Source organism: Brakhagea baltica, assembly GCF_052161605.1.
GTDB lineage: Bacteria > Planctomycetota > Planctomycetia > Pirellulales > Pirellulaceae > JBKCUI01.
In genome coordinates this window covers 6,642,343-6,662,160 of sequence record NZ_CP197409.1, presented here as the reverse complement: position 1 = coordinate 6,662,160, position 19,818 = coordinate 6,642,343, and the positions used below count along the sequence as shown (strand labels likewise).

Annotated in this window: 16 protein-coding genes and 1 tRNA gene; 8 read left to right on the top strand and 9 right to left on the bottom strand. The window is 50.3% G+C overall.

The window, feature by feature from the left end; all coding sequences use genetic code 11:
* Positions 1 to 26 precede the first annotated feature (26 nt).
* Positions 27 to 3,830 (bottom strand): PAS domain S-box protein, encoded by a 3,804-nt coding sequence (locus SH449x_RS25840; RefSeq protein WP_482378963.1) that lies wholly within the window; start codon positions 3,828 to 3,830, stop codon positions 27 to 29.
* Positions 3,831 to 4,198: 368 nt separating this feature from the next.
* Positions 4,199 to 4,597 carry a hypothetical protein gene (locus SH449x_RS25835; protein WP_482378962.1) on the bottom strand — a complete coding sequence of 133 codons (399 nt, stop codon included), beginning with the start codon at positions 4,595 to 4,597 and terminating at the stop codon, positions 4,199 to 4,201.
* Positions 4,598 to 4,793: 196 nt separating this feature from the next.
* Here SH449x_RS25835 and SH449x_RS25830 point away from each other — a divergent pair, with 196 nt between their 5' ends.
* The gene (locus tag SH449x_RS25830; RefSeq protein WP_482377353.1) at positions 4,794 to 6,230 is read left to right on the top strand and encodes a transposase; all 1,437 of its coding nucleotides are present in this window, start codon (positions 4,794 to 4,796) and stop codon (positions 6,228 to 6,230) included.
* Between the two features lie 122 nt (positions 6,231 to 6,352).
* On the opposite strand, the gene SH449x_RS25825 is transcribed toward SH449x_RS25830, so the two are convergent.
* Positions 6,353 to 7,447, bottom strand: a complete 1,095-nt coding sequence (locus SH449x_RS25825) for an AAA family ATPase (protein ID WP_482378961.1) — start codon at positions 7,445 to 7,447, stop codon at positions 6,353 to 6,355.
* Between the two features lie 23 nt (positions 7,448 to 7,470).
* The gene (locus SH449x_RS25820) at positions 7,471 to 8,667 is read right to left on the bottom strand and encodes an amino acid aminotransferase (protein WP_482378960.1); all 1,197 of its coding nucleotides are present in this window, start codon (positions 8,665 to 8,667) and stop codon (positions 7,471 to 7,473) included.
* Positions 8,668 to 8,997: 330 nt separating this feature from the next.
* Here SH449x_RS25820 and dnaG point away from each other — a divergent pair, with 330 nt between their 5' ends.
* A complete protein-coding gene (gene dnaG / locus SH449x_RS25815; RefSeq protein WP_482378959.1) occupies positions 8,998 to 10,926 on the top strand; it encodes a DNA primase in 1,929 nt (642 codons plus the stop codon).
* Positions 10,927 to 11,000: 74 nt separating this feature from the next.
* The gene (locus SH449x_RS25810) at positions 11,001 to 12,632 is read left to right on the top strand and encodes a sigma-70 family RNA polymerase sigma factor (protein ID WP_482378958.1); all 1,632 of its coding nucleotides are present in this window, start codon (positions 11,001 to 11,003) and stop codon (positions 12,630 to 12,632) included.
* A 160-nt stretch (positions 12,633 to 12,792) separates the two neighbouring features.
* Here SH449x_RS25810 and SH449x_RS25805 read toward each other — a convergent pair whose 3' ends face one another.
* Entirely contained in the window at positions 12,793 to 12,966 is a 174-nt protein-coding gene (locus SH449x_RS25805; RefSeq protein ID WP_482378957.1) for a hypothetical protein, read from the bottom strand.
* Between the two features lie 47 nt (positions 12,967 to 13,013).
* On the opposite strand from SH449x_RS25805, the gene SH449x_RS25800 reads away from it, so the two are divergent.
* Entirely contained in the window at positions 13,014 to 13,280 is a 267-nt protein-coding gene (locus tag SH449x_RS25800) for a hypothetical protein (RefSeq protein WP_482378956.1), read from the top strand.
* 95 nt (positions 13,281 to 13,375) lie between these two features.
* Entirely contained in the window at positions 13,376 to 13,579 is a 204-nt protein-coding gene (locus tag SH449x_RS25795; RefSeq protein WP_482378955.1) for a carbon storage regulator, read from the top strand.
* A 513-nt stretch (positions 13,580 to 14,092) separates the two neighbouring features.
* Here SH449x_RS25795 and SH449x_RS25790 read toward each other — a convergent pair.
* The 4 genes from SH449x_RS25790 to csrA form a co-directional block, all read right to left on the bottom strand.
* Complete coding sequence (locus tag SH449x_RS25790) at positions 14,093 to 14,986, bottom strand: helix-turn-helix domain-containing protein (protein WP_482378954.1); 894 nt, start codon at positions 14,984 to 14,986, stop codon at positions 14,093 to 14,095.
* A 24-nt stretch (positions 14,987 to 15,010) separates the two neighbouring features.
* Positions 15,011 to 15,259 carry a DUF4160 domain-containing protein gene (locus SH449x_RS25785; RefSeq protein ID WP_482378953.1) on the bottom strand — a complete coding sequence of 83 codons (249 nt, stop codon included), beginning with the start codon at positions 15,257 to 15,259 and terminating at the stop codon, positions 15,011 to 15,013.
* Between the two features lie 517 nt (positions 15,260 to 15,776).
* Positions 15,777 to 15,849, bottom strand: a tRNA-Glu gene (locus SH449x_RS25780).
* A 294-nt stretch (positions 15,850 to 16,143) separates the two neighbouring features.
* Entirely contained in the window at positions 16,144 to 16,338 is a 195-nt protein-coding gene (gene csrA, locus SH449x_RS25775; protein ID WP_482378952.1) for a carbon storage regulator CsrA, read from the bottom strand.
* A 388-nt stretch (positions 16,339 to 16,726) separates the two neighbouring features.
* Here csrA and SH449x_RS25770 point away from each other — a divergent pair, with 388 nt between their 5' ends.
* The 3 genes from SH449x_RS25770 (at position 16,727) to SH449x_RS25760 (ending at position 19,816) form a co-directional block, all read left to right on the top strand.
* Positions 16,727 to 18,436: a DUF6798 domain-containing protein gene (locus SH449x_RS25770; protein WP_482378951.1), complete on the top strand. Its 1,710-nt coding sequence runs from the start codon at positions 16,727 to 16,729 to the stop codon at positions 18,434 to 18,436.
* Positions 18,433 to 18,978, top strand: coding sequence for an SsrA-binding protein SmpB (smpB, locus tag SH449x_RS25765; RefSeq protein WP_482378950.1), 546 nt, complete (start codon positions 18,433 to 18,435; stop codon positions 18,976 to 18,978). The genes SH449x_RS25770 and smpB overlap by 4 nt, the downstream gene beginning before the upstream one ends.
* A 106-nt stretch (positions 18,979 to 19,084) precedes the next feature.
* Positions 19,085 to 19,816: an ABC transporter ATP-binding protein gene (locus SH449x_RS25760; protein WP_482378949.1), complete on the top strand. Its 732-nt coding sequence runs from the start codon at positions 19,085 to 19,087 to the stop codon at positions 19,814 to 19,816.
* Positions 19,817 to 19,818 lie beyond the last annotated feature (2 nt).

Here is a 19,818-nt window from a genome sequence, read left to right as displayed (position 1 = left end):
TACATCTTTGGTGAGTGGAGCATTTTCTATGACATTCCCTGTTGAAGCCTAGCCCGAAATTCCCTGGTGCACTCGCTAGTAAAACCTAAACAATTGCTTGATTCTTTCAACAGGTCGTCAAGCTGATCTGCAATTTCTTGTAGATCTCCTACGTGCCCTGCCGATTCAATCTGGCTAGCCAGTTGTACCAATTTTTCTGCATACACTATGCCCGCACATCCCTTGAGCGAATGAGCTGCCGCACCAGCGGACTGTGGATCTCGAGTTTCAACGGCTCGCCTGATCTCATCGGTTCGTTGGGCACAGGTGTTTGCAAATGATTCCAAAAGGGAGATCGCGAAGTCTAGATCCCCCAAGCAGCGTTCTTCCAGAAACGCCACCTGATTGATCGGACGCTGGTCGGAATCTTCAGTACTATCGGATTCTACGGTACAAACGCCATCATCCGCCACGCTTCTCACCTTACCGTTAGTCAACTCGGTACGCTCCTGAACCAGTCTCCCAATGACCTCTACAAGTATCGAAGGATTAAAAGGTTTAGTCACGTATTCGTTCATACCAGCCGCGAGGCATTTTTCCTTATCCCCTTTGATCGCATTGGCTGTCAAGGCGATGATCGGTACTCCCTGTTCTAGTCCCAAGGATCGCTCAAACGCTCGAATGGTCTTTGTTGCGGAAAGACCATCTAACTCAGGCATTTGGCAATCCATTAGGATCACGTCAAATCGGGAACCTCGCGCCTTCTCCACAGCCTCTAGACCATTTGCAGCTATCTCGCATTCCCAACCTTTCCGCTGAAGGATCTCCTGGGCAAACATCTGATTCGTCACGTTGTCCTCTGCGAGCAAAATACGAATCGTTCTGCTGGAACTCTCTAATGCATCCGCATCGATAACCGCTGGTGCTTTAGCACAAAGACTTGAAAAACGCTTGCCGCATAGCTCGTCAACAATTGCATCTAAAAGCAGGGAGGGAGCCAACGGTTTCAAGATTCTAGGGTACTCACCCGCTCTTGTGATCCGTTTTCGTTCATGCCCCTCAAACCAAGACTCAGGGCTGGAAAGATTCTGTGCTCCCAACCAAAAAAATCTCGCTGTATTGAAACGTCGATCGTCCCTCGACAGCTCCATCAATAACGATGGACTCACGCCACATTCTTCACTTACAAAGACGAGATCGAAACCAGACTCGTTGGTTTGGCTCCCCAGCAAGCCATGAAGCGAGCTAAGACTATCGCAGATCTCTAGTCTAATTCCCCACGCTGGCAAAATCTCAGCAACAAACCTTATCGTCTCAAGGTCCTGGTCAACGACCAATGCCCTCATGCCTTGTAACTGACTGGGCGATAAAGGGAGCATGCCTTTCTCATAGGGAGATCGAGGCAGTTCCACTTGGAACCAGAACTCGGAGCCCAGACCATCGATACTCTTGACGCCAACTCTTCCTCCCATAGCCTCGATGATATTCTTACTAATCGACAGGCCTAATCCCGTCCCACTAAATCGGCGAGTTGCCGACTGATCCACCTGAGAGAACTCTTGGAAAAGAAGTTTCTGCTGATCGTCTGGAATCCCGATTCCGGTATCCTTGACTCGGATCCTCAACTTCGCCAATTGCTCGGAAAGGGAAACGAATTCCAATTCGATCGAAACACGCCCTTCATCCGTGAACTTAACGGCGTTGCCGAGAAGATTGATAACCACTTGTCGCAACCGATGGCTATCTCCGACCATACACATCGTAACTGGATGCTTCAGTCGATATCTCAACTGCAAACCCTTTTGGTCTGCGCGAAACTGCATTGATTCCACTGCATCGGTAACCACTTGCAGCAAATCGAAGGGATGCGGATCTAACTCCAGTTTTCCAGATTCGATCTTTGAAAAGTCTAGTATATCATTGATCAGTTTCAGAAGGTTCTGGCCACTCTTTCGACAAGCATCGACAAACCGCTTTTGACGCGAATCCAGGTTCGAATCCGCGAGCAATTCCGTCATACCAATAACACCATTCAAAGGTGTTCGCAACTCGTGGCTCATTGCCGCCAGAAATTCACTCTTCGCTTTGTTCGCCTGTTCAGCTGATTCCTTTGCCGATTGCAGATTTTGCTCGTTTTTTCGACGTTCGGTGACGTCAACCTGTGTTGCAATGAAGTTGGTTAACTCACCCCGATCATTGAGCACGGGATCGATCTTTAGTTCAATCCAGTAGCTGCTACCGTCAGCATGATAGTTTAGAAGCTCGGTTGTCAGACTCGCTCGCTGCTTAAGTGATTCCCGGATTTGCGTAACGGCTGCGGGATCGGTGTCGGGGCCTTGTAGCAACTCTCCCGGCTTTCGACCTTGAACGGATTCGGCGTTATGCCCGGTCAATCGAGTAAACGCTTCGTTGCACCATTCGATCTTGCCATTGGCGTCAGTGATTACGACGGAGTGTTGCGTTTTGCTGGCTACGAGCGAAAGCTTTTCTACTTGTTCATGATAAAGCTGCAGTTCGATCTCTGCTTTCTTGCGAGCGTCAATATCTTCAATCACCTTGACGAAATGTTTCGGTTTGCCTTCTTGATCGCGAACGATAGAGGCTGACACACGCACCCAGACATCCCTGCCTGTTCTGTGAACGTACCTTTTCTCCAGACGATAGGAATCAATGTTACCATGGATAGCGTCCGCAAAATGTCGCTCGACGTTTTCCAGATCTTCAGGATTCGTAACACTCTGGTATGTCAAACTGCAAAGTTCTGTTTCTGAGCGACCCAAAATGTCGCAAAGGATTGGGTTTGCCTTAATCCAGGAACCATCGAGCGCGATTTGAGCAATTCCGATAGCCGCATTCTCAAAGGTTCCTCTAAAATTTTGCTCGCTCTCCAAGAGGGCCTCGGTCTTCAAATGCTTCTCGGTAACATCAATGCACACGCCAACCAATGAGCCTGCACTCGATGCCGTTTTCTTGTTCTCATCAGCAACAAATCTTCCTTGGCAATGGATATAACGAAACTGGCCGTTTGCATGAACGGTTCTGAACTCCGTGCGAAACTCAGAACGTGTGGTGACAGTCTGGTTTAAGAGGGCACGCAACTCGGCTTGGTCATCTTCATTTGCAAGTGAGATGAATTGATCGAAATCAACTTGCCTGGAACTATCGATGCCAAGAATTTCTTGAGCAAGTGAATCCGTTGTTAGTTGGTTCGAGTTGAGATCGACTTCCCAAACTCCGATCATCGCGCTCCCTAATGCCAAATCCAGTCGCTCCTGACTTTTTAACAAACGGTTCGCAAGCAAGGCAGCCGAGGGAAGTTGTAGTGCCAACGGCATGAGACGTATCAGAACAAATACGGTTACCCACGATACCACAGCCGTGAATGCCTTGACCAAACCGGACAATCGGTAGACGGGCCACCAAAAGATCAAAGCCTCGATGAGATGCCCAATGCCACATGCTAGAATGAATGCCGCGAAGAGCCAGATCACCTTGGGAAAGGGAAGGTCTTTCTTTCGAAGCATAAAGAATAAGAGCACACACGGAATCGCAAAGTAGGCCGTAAAGATTCCAATGTCCGACAGGATATGAAGCCACCCAACATCTGTTGACCACGTCCCGCAGTACCATCGCGCTGGGAAATCCCCTGTGTCGAATAACTTGGCCGAAAACGTGGATACACCTTCGGCCTGAAACTGGCGAGTCGCTTGGCCACCTTGTCCCGCTTCTGTTGTACAGCAAACGCCCCCTGCGTTAGCCGCTTCCTGTTCTGGATGCGTGACTCTAAGTTCCCCGGAAGCCGCAACACTACAAAACGCGAGACAAAACCAAAGTGCTCGTGCGAAGATCATAATTGCGTCATCTCTTGGCTTTGTTGCTTTCTAGTCAGTGAGCAAGTGAGCTACCTCATAGGCAATGTCCAAGAATCGATACAGCGAGAGGGGCTGCAATTCCTAGATGCGGTACATCCGGACAGTCCAGCACAAACTACCGAGACATGCTCGGAGAGAGTCTAACCCTAGAAATTGCGCAGGAGGGAAAATTACCCTAGAAATCAAGGGCCACTAAAAAACGGCAGACCGAATAACCGTTCTCAATGGTTCAGAAATTGTGCCAACATGTGCTGCGTCCCACGTTTTCTTCCAAACCTCTGAAATGGCGATCATAGTAGCACAGAAAGGGATAGGGAATAAAAACAGAAACGCTCCGTCCAGACGTATCACAAGTCCTGCTTCATTCTCTCTACGAGCCTCTTCCAATTACTACACGACCATAGGAGCGAAGGAGGTAACGGTGGATCTTGCAATTGTTTCATGCATCGTGTCGCAAGTTTCCTTGCTGCGACCGCCACCTCTCGATTGTGTTTAACGCGGGGGCCCTCTGTCGACTCATCTGTGCTACCGGTATTGAGAAACTGAATCCAGTTCTCAAGGCGATCCTTCGCGAATGCAAAAACAACTTTAGAAAACTCTTCCTCCGAAATTCCAAAAGACTGTGCAGCTTTCCAGAATTCTTCCCGTAGCTGGTCGCAATCTTCTTTGTCGTCATCAACATCGGCCCAAACGATTAGCGTCGTATCTGCTCCCGCGTTCAAACACGCACGCAGCTGCCTCGGCATTTCTCCGATGAGTTCCTTCCGTCCCCCGCAATCCACAGAACGTATCAGGTTGCTGCCTTTGTTGGGGCGTAGCCCAACGCCGTAGCGGATTTTTTTTCTGGAAAAACTGGGGTTTTCTTGACAATGCATAGATGAGAAAAGCTGGACCCCCCCATTAATCAATCTGACAACACATCAGCTTGAAAGGAGTCCAGCTATGTCAATTGGTGTTCGAAAATCGTCAGTGGATCGCAGTTCTGCTTCTAACTCGACGGAAGAGGTTGGTCGCAATCAGACCGACCAAGTCAACCTACTTAAGGATAGTCTAGAATGGATTCTTGTACCAGAGATGTTCCAGGGCATGCAACGCCATGGAAATAGCCGCTGGAATCCTGTTCATTTTGTCGGACTGGTAGTGTTAGCTTCTGTATGTGAGGGAAAGCAATTGACCGAAGCATTTAAGAAAGCTAAGTCGGTCGCGTTAGATTTCTTTGGATCTTTGGCCATCCATACGTATCAAGGAATGATGCGAGCTCTTGTCAGTAATCACAAGGAATTAGTTTCAAGATTGTGGAGTCGACTACAGACACTCATGGAACAAACCGCACCAGCATGCTTTCGTATTGGTCGCTGGTGCCCACTGGCGGTAGATGGTTCACGATTCTCGACGCGTCGATCACGTGGCAATGAACACGCCTTTTCTGCCAAGAACTATGGTAAGGGGCGTGCTGCGAAGTCGCGTCAGCATTGGAAGAACAAGAACAAGCGAAGTAAGAAACTTGCCACACTTAAACCGCAAATTTGGCTTACGTTGATTTGGCATATGGGTCTTAAATTACCGTGGTGCTGGAAAAAAGGCGCATCCAATTCCAGTGAAAGACATCACATGATGGACATGCTGAAATCTATGAATTTCCCAGAAAATACACTGTTTTGCTGTGATGCGGGATTTGTTGGGTACGAGTTGTGGAGTGCGATCATCAATTCCGGCAATAGCTTCTTGCTCAGAGTTGGCGGTAATGTCCGACTGCTTAAAAAACTTGCGAAGATCAGTGGTAGAAGGGACATGGTGTGGGTTTGGCCACGCGAGGCGATGAAACGCAATCAGCCAGCTATCGCGTTGCGTTTGATCACCATCCATGATGGTCGAGGTACCATGTACTTGGTGACTAACGTTTTAAACGAACGACAGTTGTCTATGAAAATGATTCGACAGCTATATCCACTTCGTTGGGGGATTGAACTGCACTTCCGAGCCACGAAGCAAACCTTCGAACGGGGAACGCTCCGAAGTCTCAATTCCGACAACTGTCTGGTGGAACTAGACTGGTCACTCATCGCATTAACGATGGTTCAGTTGATTGCCATTCGCGAGCAAGTGAAGCTAGACATTCCTCCGGAACACACAAGTATAGCTCGAGCACTTAAAGCAGTGCGTTTCGCATTGTTCACAAGACACTCGAAATCAGCGAGCCTCACTCCGTTCAACGACGAACTGAGCAACGCCGTATTGGATGGTTACATTCGTAAGGGATCAAAACAGGGACGCTACCGACCCAACAAGAAGAAAAAACCAAGCGCGACGAAACCGGTCCTCACCTACGCAACAACGGAGCAAAAACACAGATATGCAGAGCTCAGCCAAGCAGCCTAAAAATCCGCTACGGCGTTGGGCGTAGCCACGACGGATTAAGAGCCTTGATCAGAGCGTTTATAAACACCGGGTCGATACTTCGCCCTTTCTTCCCTTCGTGTAAACAAACAATTTGTGTTCGATTAGCCATGAGCCCACCCCCTAGCAACCGCTTCCGCAGGACTAAGTCCGTCTGGAACCTTAAGCGGCCCAAGTCGCGTCGGAGAAATATGGCTATCGCGCCAAAGATAGATTCCATCTTCCTCGCCTGCGTTGCCAACGATCTCAGGGTGATGCGAAATCAGAATTGCTTGATGCTCATCATCAAGCAGCTCTCGCATCGCCAGTACCCAAGGTTGAAGCTCTGGAAGTCCAATATAGTTGTCTGGTTCGTCGATCACGACGGTTCTGGCTGCGTGCGTTTCTAAGGCAGCACGAATCATATAAAGCGCAATCAACGATTTTTCGCCATCCGAAAGTTGATGAAAAAAGATATCAACACCTTCAAAACGAAGCTGAAGCGCTTTCGTATTCATTCCTGCATCCACAAGTTTAAAGGACTTGAAGTCAGGCCAAACATTCTTCAACGCTTCGCGAAGTGCATCGGTCCATTCCTGTTCTTGCGAGAGCGAACGGTACCATGAAATGAGGTTGGTGAAATGAAAGGACGGGCTTCTTGATTCTGACTTGCTTTCTGGTTCCATGGCACGAGGATTCGGCCTCAGGATCAAAAGTCTAGCAAGGGCTTCTTGAAGAATCTGAATGTCCTCTAGCGGTCCATTCGGTTGAATCGCTCCTATCGCAGCCCTTCTCCAGTCAAGCGGAAACTTACCCGAAGAACCGTCCCATTTTTGAAACCGAACCCCATCAAGATCCCGTATAAACAACTCTCGGTCATCGCACACCGCACGCTCATAAACAACTCTTGGTTTCTCATCGCTATCGACTTGCTCTAGATTCAGCTTATACTGGAATCTGTGGCCTTCAGCGTTGACATCTAGCTCAAATTCTTGTGTCTTAAGATTGAGCCACTTCGTGAATTCCAACTGACGAATGTCCTTCTCCCCTTCGCCGCCGAGATACGCATCGCCCATGGCGAGGTCACGCACTAGCTTCAGAACATCAATTACAGAGCTTTTCCCAGAACCATTTGGGCCACACAACACGCCAAAAGAGTCAAATCTGGCCTCGAATGCGACAAGGCAGCGGAAGTTGTTGGCATAAAGTCGTGTAATCATTGTTTATCCAGCAAGGTATGATGCTATGTCGTCGCCCTGATACAGTCCGCCACGGCGTTGCAAAGACTCGCCATGGTTTGCGGAGCCATGCCGGCAACGTTGAGCCGCCCCGTTCCTACGATGTAAATGCCGCGTTCCTTCTTGAGCCAATCCGCCTGCATGGCGTTAAGCCCGCTGTAGGAGAACATTCCCTTTTGAGCAGCCAGGAACGAAAAGTCTCGATCAATGCCAGTCTGCTTCATGCCTTCTATAAACTGAGATCTCATTTGAGAAATACGATTCCTCATGCCATCCACCTCTGCGATCCACTCTTGCTTAAGGGTGGGATCGTTCAAAATCGTGGCGACGATGGTCGCACCATGCCTCGGCGGATTGCTGTAGTTGCATCGAATCGCCATATGCAACTGGCTGAGAGCGGCCCCCCTCTGGCTGGGGTCCGCAGAAACCATCGAAAAACACCCAACTCGCTCAGAATAGAGTCCAAAGTTCTTCGAAAATGAGGAGCAAACAAAGAGCTCCGGATTCTTAGCGAGCAAAATTTTGAGAGGCGCTGTATCCTCCTCTAAGCCATCCCCAAAACCCTGGTAGGCGAAATCGACGAAGGGAATCATTTTTTTTGCGGCGAGCAACTTGGAGATCTTTTCCCACTGCTCCAGACTCGGGTCAACGCCGGTTGGATTGTGACAGCACGCGTGCAAACAAATCAGATCGCCAGGACGCCCTTGCGACTCGATATCCTTTACCATTCCCTCGAAATCCAAGGACGTTTTATCCGCCGACAGATAGGTGTAAACCTCTGGCTTAAGTCCGGCGGCGGCGAAGATCGCCTGGTGATTGGCCCACGTCGGGTTGCTGACCCAAATTCTCGCACTGGGAAAATGACGTCCCACCAAATCAGCCCCCAACCGCAAGGCCCCCGTTCCACCCGGAGTTTGGGCAGCTGCGACTCTGGCGTGATCGATCGAGTCACCAAAAACCAATGGCACAACCGCCGAAAGGAAGCCTGTATGTCCCTCGATCGGCATGTAGCTCTTCGTAGACTGCGTGTTGAGTATTTGAAGCTCCGCCTTTTTTACAGACTCCAAAATGGGAGTACTGCCGTCTTCCGTTTTGTAGACTCCGACCGTCAAATTTACTTTTTCCTGCCGAGGGTCCTTTTGAAAGGCGTCATTCAAGCCCAAGATGGAATCGGGAGGGGCAATCGGAAGATTTTCGAACATGGGATGATTAGGATTGAGGTCATTGGTGAATGCGTCAAAAAAGATTACTATGAATTCGCAGTTCTGAGGAGTCGAAACCTTTTGAATTGCCAAAATCGATATTGACGCGGGTTTTGCTCACAAGGCATAATCTTCCCCCGAGTTACGGATGACTCAAATTGCTCTTGCGGCGCAGCCAATCAGTTGTTCGCGGAGAGCTTTTAATTTCGCTCCTGCACGATGCAATCGAACCGCGTTATCGATATGGTTTGCCACCCGATTTGGGGGCTGCTGTCCCTTCTTGGGGACGATTACCTTTTCGAAATCCCAATGGTTCGCTTGGAGTAACGAGTGTCCTTCGCGATCGATAACGAAGTCAAAGACAGAGTTCGAATCGCAGTCAACATTGTTGACTTGCTTAGTAGCTACATGGAGTTGCGGCGTCAAGGTCGAGGCTTCGTAGGGACCTGTCCGTTTCACGACGACCGACGCCCCAGTCTTCAGGTCAATCCAGACCGCCAGACCTGGAAATGCTGGGTCTGCGACGTTGGAGGTGATGTCTTTAGCTTCGTTATGAAACGCGAAAATGTGACGTTTCCCGAAGCCCTTCGCATGCTCGCCGATCGTGCAGGCATCGTCATCGAGGAATCGAAGTCGCAGTCCAAATTCCGCAGCGACAAGAAGAAGCTCTACGAGACGATGGAGTGGGCTGTCAAGGAATTCCACCAATACCTGCTGACCTCTCCCGATGCGAAAGCGGCACGGGAATATATCGAATCACGCGGCTTGACCGAAGAAAGCATCAAGAAATTCAGCATTGGCTTCACTCCCGAAAGTTGGTCCTGGCTGGTCGACCGTGGAGCGAGCAAGTCGTTCACGCCACAATTGATTGAGTCGGTCGGCTTGGGGGCGAGAGGCGAGCGAGGGACGATTTACGATCGATTCCGCAATCGAGTTATTTTTCCCATCCGCGATGTTCAGTCTCGCCCCATCGCAGTTGGCGGACGAATTCTCCCCGGCGTCAACACAGAAGCCGCCAAGTACGTGAACTGCAACGAGACGGCCCTCTATCATAAAAGTCATCAGCTCTACAATCTCGACCTGGCCCGCGACGCTATCGTAAAGTCAAAACAAGCCGTGGTGATGGAGGGCTACACCGATGTGATTATGGCCGTGCAGCACGGCATCCACAATGCGGTCGCATGCTGCGGTACGGCACTAGGTGAAACGCAGCTCAAGGTGCTACGGCGATACTGCGATTCCGTTGTTTTGTTGCTCGATGGTGATGAAGCAGGACAAAAACGAAGTCGTGAAATCCTAGAGCTGTTCGTCGCTGAACAAATGGATCTCCGAATTCTGACACTGCCCGAAGACCTGGATCCATGCGACTACCTCGTCAAGTATGGTGGCGATGAGTTGCGAAAACAAATCTCGGGGGCGATGGATGCCTTGGAATTCAAAGTTCAGCATCTTTGTCAGGGCTTCGACCCCTTGATCGACACTCACAGAGCTAATTCTGCCCTAGAAGATATTCTCGGTACTATGTCCAAAGTCTCCCGGGAAACGCTCGTCTCTCATGATTCCGCTCGCTTGCGACACGATCAGTTTATTGCACGGCTATCGAGGCAATTTGGAATCGAACAGATGGAGCTGCGAAACCGAATCGAGAGCATAAGGCAGGAATCGTCTGAGCGAGCCCGTCAACGCCAACGATTTCAGGCTGCCCAGAATGCAGCATCCACCAACTCGCCGGCGGCCCCCGCATTGGGCGAGATGGTGTCCGAACACCCTGTTGCACCGCAGCCTATCGTCGTTCGCTATTCGGAATTGACTGCCATCGAAATCGAGCTCTTTGAATTGATGGCATTATATGAACACATTGTACCGATCGCGATTGAGCGTTTTCCCGTTAGCAATCTAAACAGCAACACAGCAAAAAAGATTTTTCAAACATATTTGGACTTGGAGTTGAACGGAAACGCGTTAAACTTTGGAAGTGTTTTGTCGGCTGTAGAGGACGCAGGAGTCAAAAGCGTTCTTGTAAGCATCGAGGAGCATGCTTCGCGAAGAGCGGAGAAGTGTGCGATGACTCCCGACGAACGGCTCCATTCGCTATGCGACCGACTGAGCGGTCATGAAGACCGAGCTTATCGACGGCAGCAAATTAGCATCCTGGAGCGTAAACAGATTGATGAGCAGAGCGAACTCGATCTGCTCAACCAAATTGTAAGTCAAGCGCGGGCCAAGCATGGCCTGACACAAACCGATACCCCGCAATAATTGTTGACCCAGCGAACTGTCAATGGATGACTGTTCGTCGACAATGACCACCACCATCAAAAGGAGTTGATCCCGTGGAATCTCGATCTATTGACCTGCAGCAATTGCTCGACTTGGGCCGCACCCAAGGGCACGTGACTTACGAACAGGTAAATAACTTTCTACCTGACGAAGCCAACAACGCAGAAGCACTTGATCAATTACTGATCGCTCTCGAAAGAGCCGGAATTGAAATTATCGACGATATCGATCCCAAGGGAACGATGTCCCTCAGCGATTCTGCTGATAACGAAGGGGATCTGTCGACCAGTTCGGAGCCGAAACCTCGTTTGACCAACGATCCCATCCGACTCTATCTCAGCCAAATGTGCGAGATACCCCTGCTTAGTCGCGAACAAGAAATCTCCCTCGCAAAGAAGATCGAGATTACCAGACGAAAGTTTCGACGAGCGGCTCTCGGCAATGATTTTGCACTACGAAACACGATTGAAATTCTCCGCCGAGTTGCTGCGGGTGCACTTCCTTTTGATCGCACCATCAAAGTCTCATTGACCGAGCGACTAACCAAAGAACAAATCAGTGCACGCATGCCGCACAACTTGAAAACCCTCGACAATTTAATCAAGGAAAATCGGCATGATTTCCGCTTGATTGTGAGCGAGAGTGCGAGCGAGTCTGAAAAAGAACACGCGAAAAGAAGGTACCAAAGAAGAAGGCAGAAGTCGTTGGTGCTGGTTGAAGAGCTCTCGCTCCGATCGCGTCGCGTAATCCCGCTGATGCGTCAGCTAGAACAATACTCACAACGCATGGACTACCTACAGGCAAGGATTGCTCAACTCAAACAGAGCGGTACCAACACCCTGGAGCTTAACCGCAACATCGCCGAACTTAGGCACCTCATCCTAACAACCCAAGAGAGTCCTCGGTCCCTCCGAAATCGATGCGAGGAGTTTCGACGCAACTTTAAGGAGTACGAAGCGGTCAAGAGACAATTGTCCAGCGGCAACCTAAGGCTTGTTGTTTCGATCGCCAAGAAGTATCGCAATCGCGGCCTGAGCTTCCTCGATCTGATTCAGGAAGGCAACACGGGACTCATGCGAGCCGTCGACAAGTATGAGTACAGACGAGGCTTCAAATTCTCGACTTATGCCACCTGGTGGATTCGCCAAGCGATCACGCGAGCGATCTCCGATCAAGCACGCACGATCCGCATTCCCGTTCACATGATTGATGTTCTGAGCAAGTTGCGAAACATCCAAAAGCGATTGGTTCAAGAGCTACGACGCGAGCCCAGTATGTATGAAATCGCAGAAGCAGCTCAGTTGCCCATCGAAGAAGTAAGCCGAGTTATGGATATCGGACGCAATCCGATCAGCCTTGATCGACCCGTCGGTGAAGGCGAAGATAATGCATTCGGCGAGTTTCTCGAAGATCCAGACAGCGACAACCCCGTTCGCAATGCTGGCAATGGCCTTCTGCGGGACAAAATCGACAGCATGCTCAAGACACTGACCTTCCGGGAGCGAGAGATCATTCGGTTGCGATACGGCTTGAGTGATGGCTATTCGTACACGCTCGAAGAAGTTGGTCGAATCTTTAAAGTCACTCGAGAACGAGTGCGTCAAATCGAAGCCAAGGCCGTTGCTAAGTTGCAGAATCCCATGCGAGCTCAGATGCTCGAGGGTTTCTTGAAGCAAGTTGCATAGGCTCAGCAGGAACAATCACAGTCACTCGAACCAAGGTAGGCCGTAACAAGGCTTTGTAAAGTTACGGCCTACGAGCTTGTCCGCATTCGATCCAAGGGACTGCACTGGATCGATTGAGCCTACTCCCATTGAAGCAATCACGGAATAAATGCCTCTTTTCTTATCGGGATGCGCCGGTCAGGCAAATTAGACGTACCACATCGACCTTGCCGCTGGTGACACTTGTGGGCAAAGAATTCTGATTTTCGGTGCCTCCGCCAGCGAAGAGAAGCCCCGTTCCCGTCGATAGTTTAGGGTGTCGATTCTGTTTCGCTGCGATATCAACGCATCTCATGGATCGATGGAAGTTTGTTTACTCGTAATAGCTTTGGATGGTTCGAATTGTCAGAATTAGCTCAAATTCGTGAGATTGTTGAAGCGGAGATCTGTAACCAAAACCAACTACTACCCAAGGCCTTTCCCCTCACGGAGAAAGTCCTTCGCAAGCAAGGAAGCCCATGCGGTGTTTTCTATTGCTTGCATGGCCCTCGCAGTGTCCGATTGACAGCAGTCTTTGACATCGCGACGGCTCGAGTGCTATTTTATGATTCCACCGGTCAGCGAGCTGGAACACGTTGCGTTAAGGAGATGCTCCTTTCCGCAGCATAGCTCTCGCGAGCTCCGGGGACTCGGCATCGGCGAATGTGGGCCGCACGTGTCGAGATCAGCAAAGCCCAACAGCATAAGGAGAATGGAATCTCAATATGTTGATATTATCCAGGCGAGAGTCAGAACGAGTTCACCTGGGTGACGACATCGTGCTAACCATAGTTCGCGTAAATGGTGATAAGGTACGGATCGGGGTCGAGGCCCCCCCGCACGTGAAGATCCTTCGAACAGAGCTGGAGGTCTCAATTGCTGAGCCTAAACCAGCTTTGGAACAAAACGTAGCACGCCGCGCCGCCTAGGCTCGACGTAAACAACGCAGAGCTATCCACCGAGCAGTCTGCTACAAAAACCAAAGATGCCGCTCATCGCTACCAACAAAGCCTTGAGCGGTTATTTTTTTGTCGCATAAACAACTAGATAGGTTACGCAACCTGGTAGAGATACTGCTGGAAACCAGTAAACATCTTGCCGATCTCCTCCGGTCGCCCCAGTTCCACGATAGCATCAGCAATCGAGTTGTTGTACTTCAGTCGCAGTAGAGCACATCGTCGATATTCTTAAAGGTTTGCTCAAACACCGGTATCCGAATTCCGTTTTGCGTGAAGATCCAAGCCACCCGCCCCAGGTAGCCTGTCGCACAAGATCTTACACCAAAAGACAAGCAGTTTGTACGGGACTAAAGTCAGCTTGGAAAACTACCGTTCTTGCCTGGAATTCCAACACAGAGTCCATCGGAGTGCACGCACTTCCTACGGTTTAGCTCTATCGTTCTCACTGGTCAGGATCCACCAAGGGTACATAGGTGCTTCCGCTTACTTAGAACCTACTAACGAAGCTAAACGCTTCATGTAATCCCCAACATCCAGATTGTGTGATTTAGCGAGCGCTTCCAACGCTTTGGTTGATGGGAACTGTTCACCGCGCTCAATACGCCTGACCTGTCGTTCATCCATACCGGCAATATCCCTTTGTCGCAGCCCAGTCGACGTGCGCAGCTGCTGGATCGCCTTTCCGTACTTCAACGCGAACTCTTTCGAGTTCCCTCTATCTCTAATTGCTTTTGAGGGATGAAGCAATTGATCGAGTTGTTTCCATCCCAAATGGACTTCCGCATGAGGCCAATATAGAAAGCGACCATCCTCATCGATCTCAAATTGTTGCTGCTTGGTTAGACTCTTACCTAAGAATGGCTCTAGCTTGGATAGAGGAACAACCAATCGCTCAAAGGATGCGGAAAGGAGAACCAGTTCATGGGCCTCGAACCAAGCATCGACGATGGATACATTCTCGTCTTTGTCAGCGGCCCCCATCACAAAACGATAGATCAACGCTAGCTCGGTCTTCGTGTCAGGCTTTGAGGAAAAGTGAATTCTATCCGGGCTGCGAACTTTCAGTGCCCGCAACAAAGATGTAATCGCCTCCACGGGGTGACCGCTTGTGAAAACGATATGCTTGTCAATCGTGGTGGATGCGAGATGCTCTAAGACTTCGGCTGTTAGATCCGCCGCGCGAGAAACACTCACGACAGAATTTATACTACGGACACCTGCTAAAGGTTGGTTCTGTGAAACATCCCCCAAACGGAGTGCAAATTTCGGTTTAAACAAAGAGTTGGCCCTCTCCATGGTCCGCTTGACTAGATCTCTGTACTCTGGATTGGTGGGTAAAAATACGACTTCGGATTGATTTGTTTTCGTTTTGGTCATTGCTGCAAGCCAAGCTTAGTTTGATTACTCAACCCCATGGATTCGTTGCCATTCTTCAAGCAGTTCCATTCGATGTTCCTCGGTTAACCTCGTGATTTGTTTCACAAAGCCGCTACCGGGTTGCCCGAATACGGCGTCAATCATCTCTTCTGGTGCGAGAAGGAAATGGACTTTAACCTCCCACTCTCCTCGGCGCTTTACGTGAAAGTGAGGAGGTTCGTGATCGTTCGAGTAAAACCAGATCTTCAGGCCTGGGATTTTGAAAGCTGTCACCGTTACCATTTCTATACTACCCCTTGATCGGACAATTCTCCAATAGTATTTTTGCAAAATGTCCGGTTTGGTTCGGTTGATTGAATCGAGAGTTTAGTACATGGTTATAGAAAACAAGATCTGATGCGCCGGTTACACCAGAAGTACTTAGCCGCGGATCCAACGAGCGGGGCTTGGAATACCAGATTGCACAGACGTCATCGCGCAAAAGGCAAGCAATCCACATCTCTTTGGAAAACGGTTATTGATTTCGTCGGGCTATACGCAACGTGCCAAAACCGAAGATCTTTCAAATCGCTTCTTTGGAACTCTAGACAACCTGCCGGAAATGTCTCCAGGCAGCTGATTATGCAAAGTGTAGATCAAACCCGCGACGAGGGGCAAAGGCTAATCCCTTGAAATGAGGCCCGGAGCAAAGATGTGCTCAGTCCACCGCTCAAGAAAAATCAGGACACAAAAAAACCCAGCAATTTGCTGGGTTCTGATGTCCTAAGCGGGGGTGTGATACCCTACCTAGTGACCCCGACGGGAGTCGAACCCGTGTTACCGCCGTGAAAGGGCGATGTCCTAGGCCTCTAGACGACGGGGCCAGTTGTTCTCGTAACCGAGAGAGGCAAAGTGTACTTAACGCAGTCGAAGTGTCAATACGAAAGATAATCTGATCGTAAGAACAATCCGGCAACCGAACCTACAAGCAATGTGTTCGGTGGAATTGCCAACCAATCTGAAGATATTCCCGGACGAAAATCAGATACTACACCCGAACAAACACGACATCCGTCAAATCGCGGGCTTACTCCATCCAGCAGAATTCAATTTTAGAAACGGTTATGCAGGCCATACGACAACTTTATGCCGCGGCTGAGCAGTGAAACGAACCCAGATTACTCTTCCAACTTCTCAGGTTCTTGGGTTTCCGTTCGCTGGATGGCGTCGTACACTTCACGTCTGTGCACGGGTACCTCCCGCGGGGCTTCTACACCCAACCTTACTTTGTCGCCACGAATCTCGACCACCACGATGGTGATCTCGTTATTTATGACGATGCTCTCGTTCTTCTTTCGAGATAATACTAACATGACTTCCCTTCCTAAAATCCGTGGGCAAAATACCCATCTCCTGTTTCCTGTTGCATACGTGGAAAGACTAGCCGATGGCCATTCGCTTAGCGGCTGATCTAAGTTCCTATACCACACAACTCTAGGTGCATTGACGCGCGAGTCAAGAAAAAGTGCAAAATTACGTTGTGTTTTTTTAAGAAATGGGCCTATCTATGACAATTTTCCGCCAGTCGTCGTCACCCTACCCGTCAATGTCCAAACCATAGCAAAATTTGCAAACCGCGTGAATTCCTCCAAACTAGCCAATTCTGGTCCAGGCTTAAATCGAACGAAACGATGGCACGATTCGTTTTGGATCGATTTTCTCGGGGTTTTTACATTTTTTTTCCTCTACGCTGCATGCCCCGTGCCAGAAGTTAACGAGGTTCACTACTGGACCAAAGCAGCGCATTTTTGGGACCCAAGCTTCGCACCCGGCGATCTGTTCCTAGAATCCGGTGATGCCCATTGGGCCTTTTATTATTTCTTTGGTTCCCTCACGCTCTGGTTTCCCATGGAAACATCCGTCTGGGCGGGACGCTTTGTTACTTGGATAAGCCTGTCTATTGCCTGGACCGCACTTTGTCGGGGAATTCTTAGCGCCTGGAACTCTGGTCCGAGGAACTCTGGTTCGGGCGTGGTTTTGTTAGCAAAAGCTTCTCAGGCGATTCCAGCAACCGTATTAGCTGGCTTATGGCTCTCAGGCATGGAATGGGGGTTGTGGGCGGGCGAGTGGGTCGTCGGGGGCTGCGAATCCAAAGGCATTGCATACGCATTTCTATTCGGCGGCCTAGCGGCATTGTCCCGTTCCAAGCCGACCATCGGCTGGTCGCTCATCGGCCTCGGGTGTTGGTTTCATGTTATTTCCGGGCTTTGGGTCGGAGCCACAGCCTTTGTATCTATTTTCGTGATCGAAGTGGTCTGGGAGCGACAGTCAATACAGCAATGGCTGCGGTCTCATTTCGCCGGCTTAGTGCTATGCGGCATCGGATTCCTCGCCGGTGCAATTCCAGCGGTGCTGATGGATCTCGACACACCGCGAGATCAAGCCACGTTGAGCGCTATGGAACAAGTCTACAACCGACTTGGACACCATTTATCACCCATCAAGTTTAGTGAGATCCGTTGGCGAGGCTTTGCCATTCTGGTCATCTTTACCTTTTCCCTTCTGCTCATCTCAAGAAATGGACGCTGGAAGGTTGCTGGCCGCCCAGATGACTACTCATCGGACGATGCGACAGACCGTCCTGCATCAATCGTCGCTAGGTATATTCCTGGCTGGCTCATCGCTGGACCCAAGCCGTTTCGATTCCTTGCCTTGGTTTGCGTGGTTGCATTTTTTACTTCGATGATTGGTCTGTTGCTGGATCTTGTGCTGAGCAACTTAGCTCCCAAATTTGCATCGTCCCTACTGCGTTTCTACTGGTTTCGCTGGAACGACGTGAGCCTACCTCTTCTCGCCGCACTTCTAGTGTATGTCATCGCCATAGGTGAGCTCCGCTTAGAGGCAAACAGCGAAGGAATGACCCGCAAGGTGCTTGCGACCTTTGGGCTTGTTTTGGTTGTATCGCTGCTGATCACGCGATATCAAAGGAACACCGAACCGGACATTCCGGCGGGCGAAAAACAAAGCTTTTCCCTGAAAACCGATTCCGTAGAGACCCGGCTCAGTCAGTATGCGGACTGGATCGCAGTGTGCGAGTGGATTAACGAAAACATCGAGGAACAAGGACTTTGGCTCACCCCCCGGCGGCAGCAAAGTTTCAAGTGGCGAGTGCGCCAGCCGGAGCTAGCCGTGTGGAAAGATATGCCACAAAATGCTCGAGCGGTTGTAGAATGGAGCTCCCGCTTGAACGACGCATACAAATTCGACAAGCGGAAACAGTTGCTCCCTTGGTCCGAGGAAGACTTGGACCGACTCGTAAACAAATATAAGATTCGGTACGTGTTGCTCGATTTGCGAGTCGCCGGCCAGACGATTCCCGAGGGCAGACAAATCTACCCGAACTTTCCGGAAGCCAATGATTCCTTTGCGGTACTTCAATACAATCCACCCGCATCGGACCTGTCACCATGAGTAAGAAAAAGAACAAAGCTCCTACCCCCACCAAATCCCCCGCCGGCTCCGCCAAGCCTAGGAAGGAGACCAAAGGGGCCAGCTTTAAGTCGATTAGCGAGAACCGAAAGGCCAAATTCCACTACGAGATTCTGGATTCACTCGAATGCGGGTTGGTGCTACACGGAAGCGAGGTTAAAAGCCTGAGGAACGGCCGTTGCTCGATCGAGGAAGCCTACGGACGCATCAAGGATGGTGAGCTTTGGCTGGTGGGTTGCGAGATCGATGAATACCGACAAGCCACGATTTGGAACCACCCGACCAAACGAGTTCGCAAGCTGCTGCTCCATCGACGTGAACTGAGCAAGTTCGCAGGCCGAGCCAAGGAGCGAGGCTTAACCTTGGTCCCACTTCGGCTCTACTTCACTGATCGCGGTATTGCGAAATGCGTGATCGGACTGTGCAAGGGTAAGAAAACCCACGACAAACGGGAAACTCTCAAGAAGAATGATGCGAAGCGGGAGATGCAACGAGCCATGAAGGGACGTGGCCAGGGTCGGTAGCAGTTTGGAAGCCTCGGTCTCCCTATTGTCATAGCCTTTACTGCCTTACCCGAACCCTGGAAATCATCCTCCCGAACCACCGTTGCACCAAAGCGTATATGAGAACATGCTTAAAATAACCAACCTAAAGAAATCATTTCGAGAACCAACTGGGGACCAGCTCCCCATTCTCGACATCCCTCAGTTTTCGATCGATGCGGGGGAGCAAGTCGTACTCAGGGGTGAGAGCGGCTGCGGAAAAACGACGTTGCTCCACATCATATCTGGTCTAATCTCCTGCGATTCGGGCTCGATCCAGCTCGATGGTGTGGAGCTTACCAAGTTCTCCGAAGCTGGGCGGGACCGCATCCGAGCTGCCAAGATGGGCTATGTGTTCCAAACGTTCAATCTCTTGCCCGCCTTTACTGCGATCGAAAACGTGAAGATCGGTATGAAGTTTTCCCGTAAAGGTGTCAACCACGCACGTGCTGTCGAACTACTGGATCGAGTAGGCTTGGGATCACGGCTCAATTACCTCCCGAAGCAACTCTCGGTAGGACAGCAACAACGGGTCGCGGTCGCTAGAGCCCTCGCCAACAAACCGCGACTCCTTTTGGCGGACGAACCGACAGCCAACGTCGACCCCGCAAATCAAGCCACCATAATCGAGTTGATCCAAGAAGTCTGCCGCGCCGAGAATGTTGCCATTCTGATCGTCACACACAGCGATGAAGTCGCTCGCTGCTTCGACCGAATCGATCGATTTGAACAGATCAATAAGGCAGTTGCCGTTAGAGCATCCCAGCCCGAGCCACTACCAGCAGCTCATGCGAGCTTGAGAACAGGAATTGAGGCATAAGC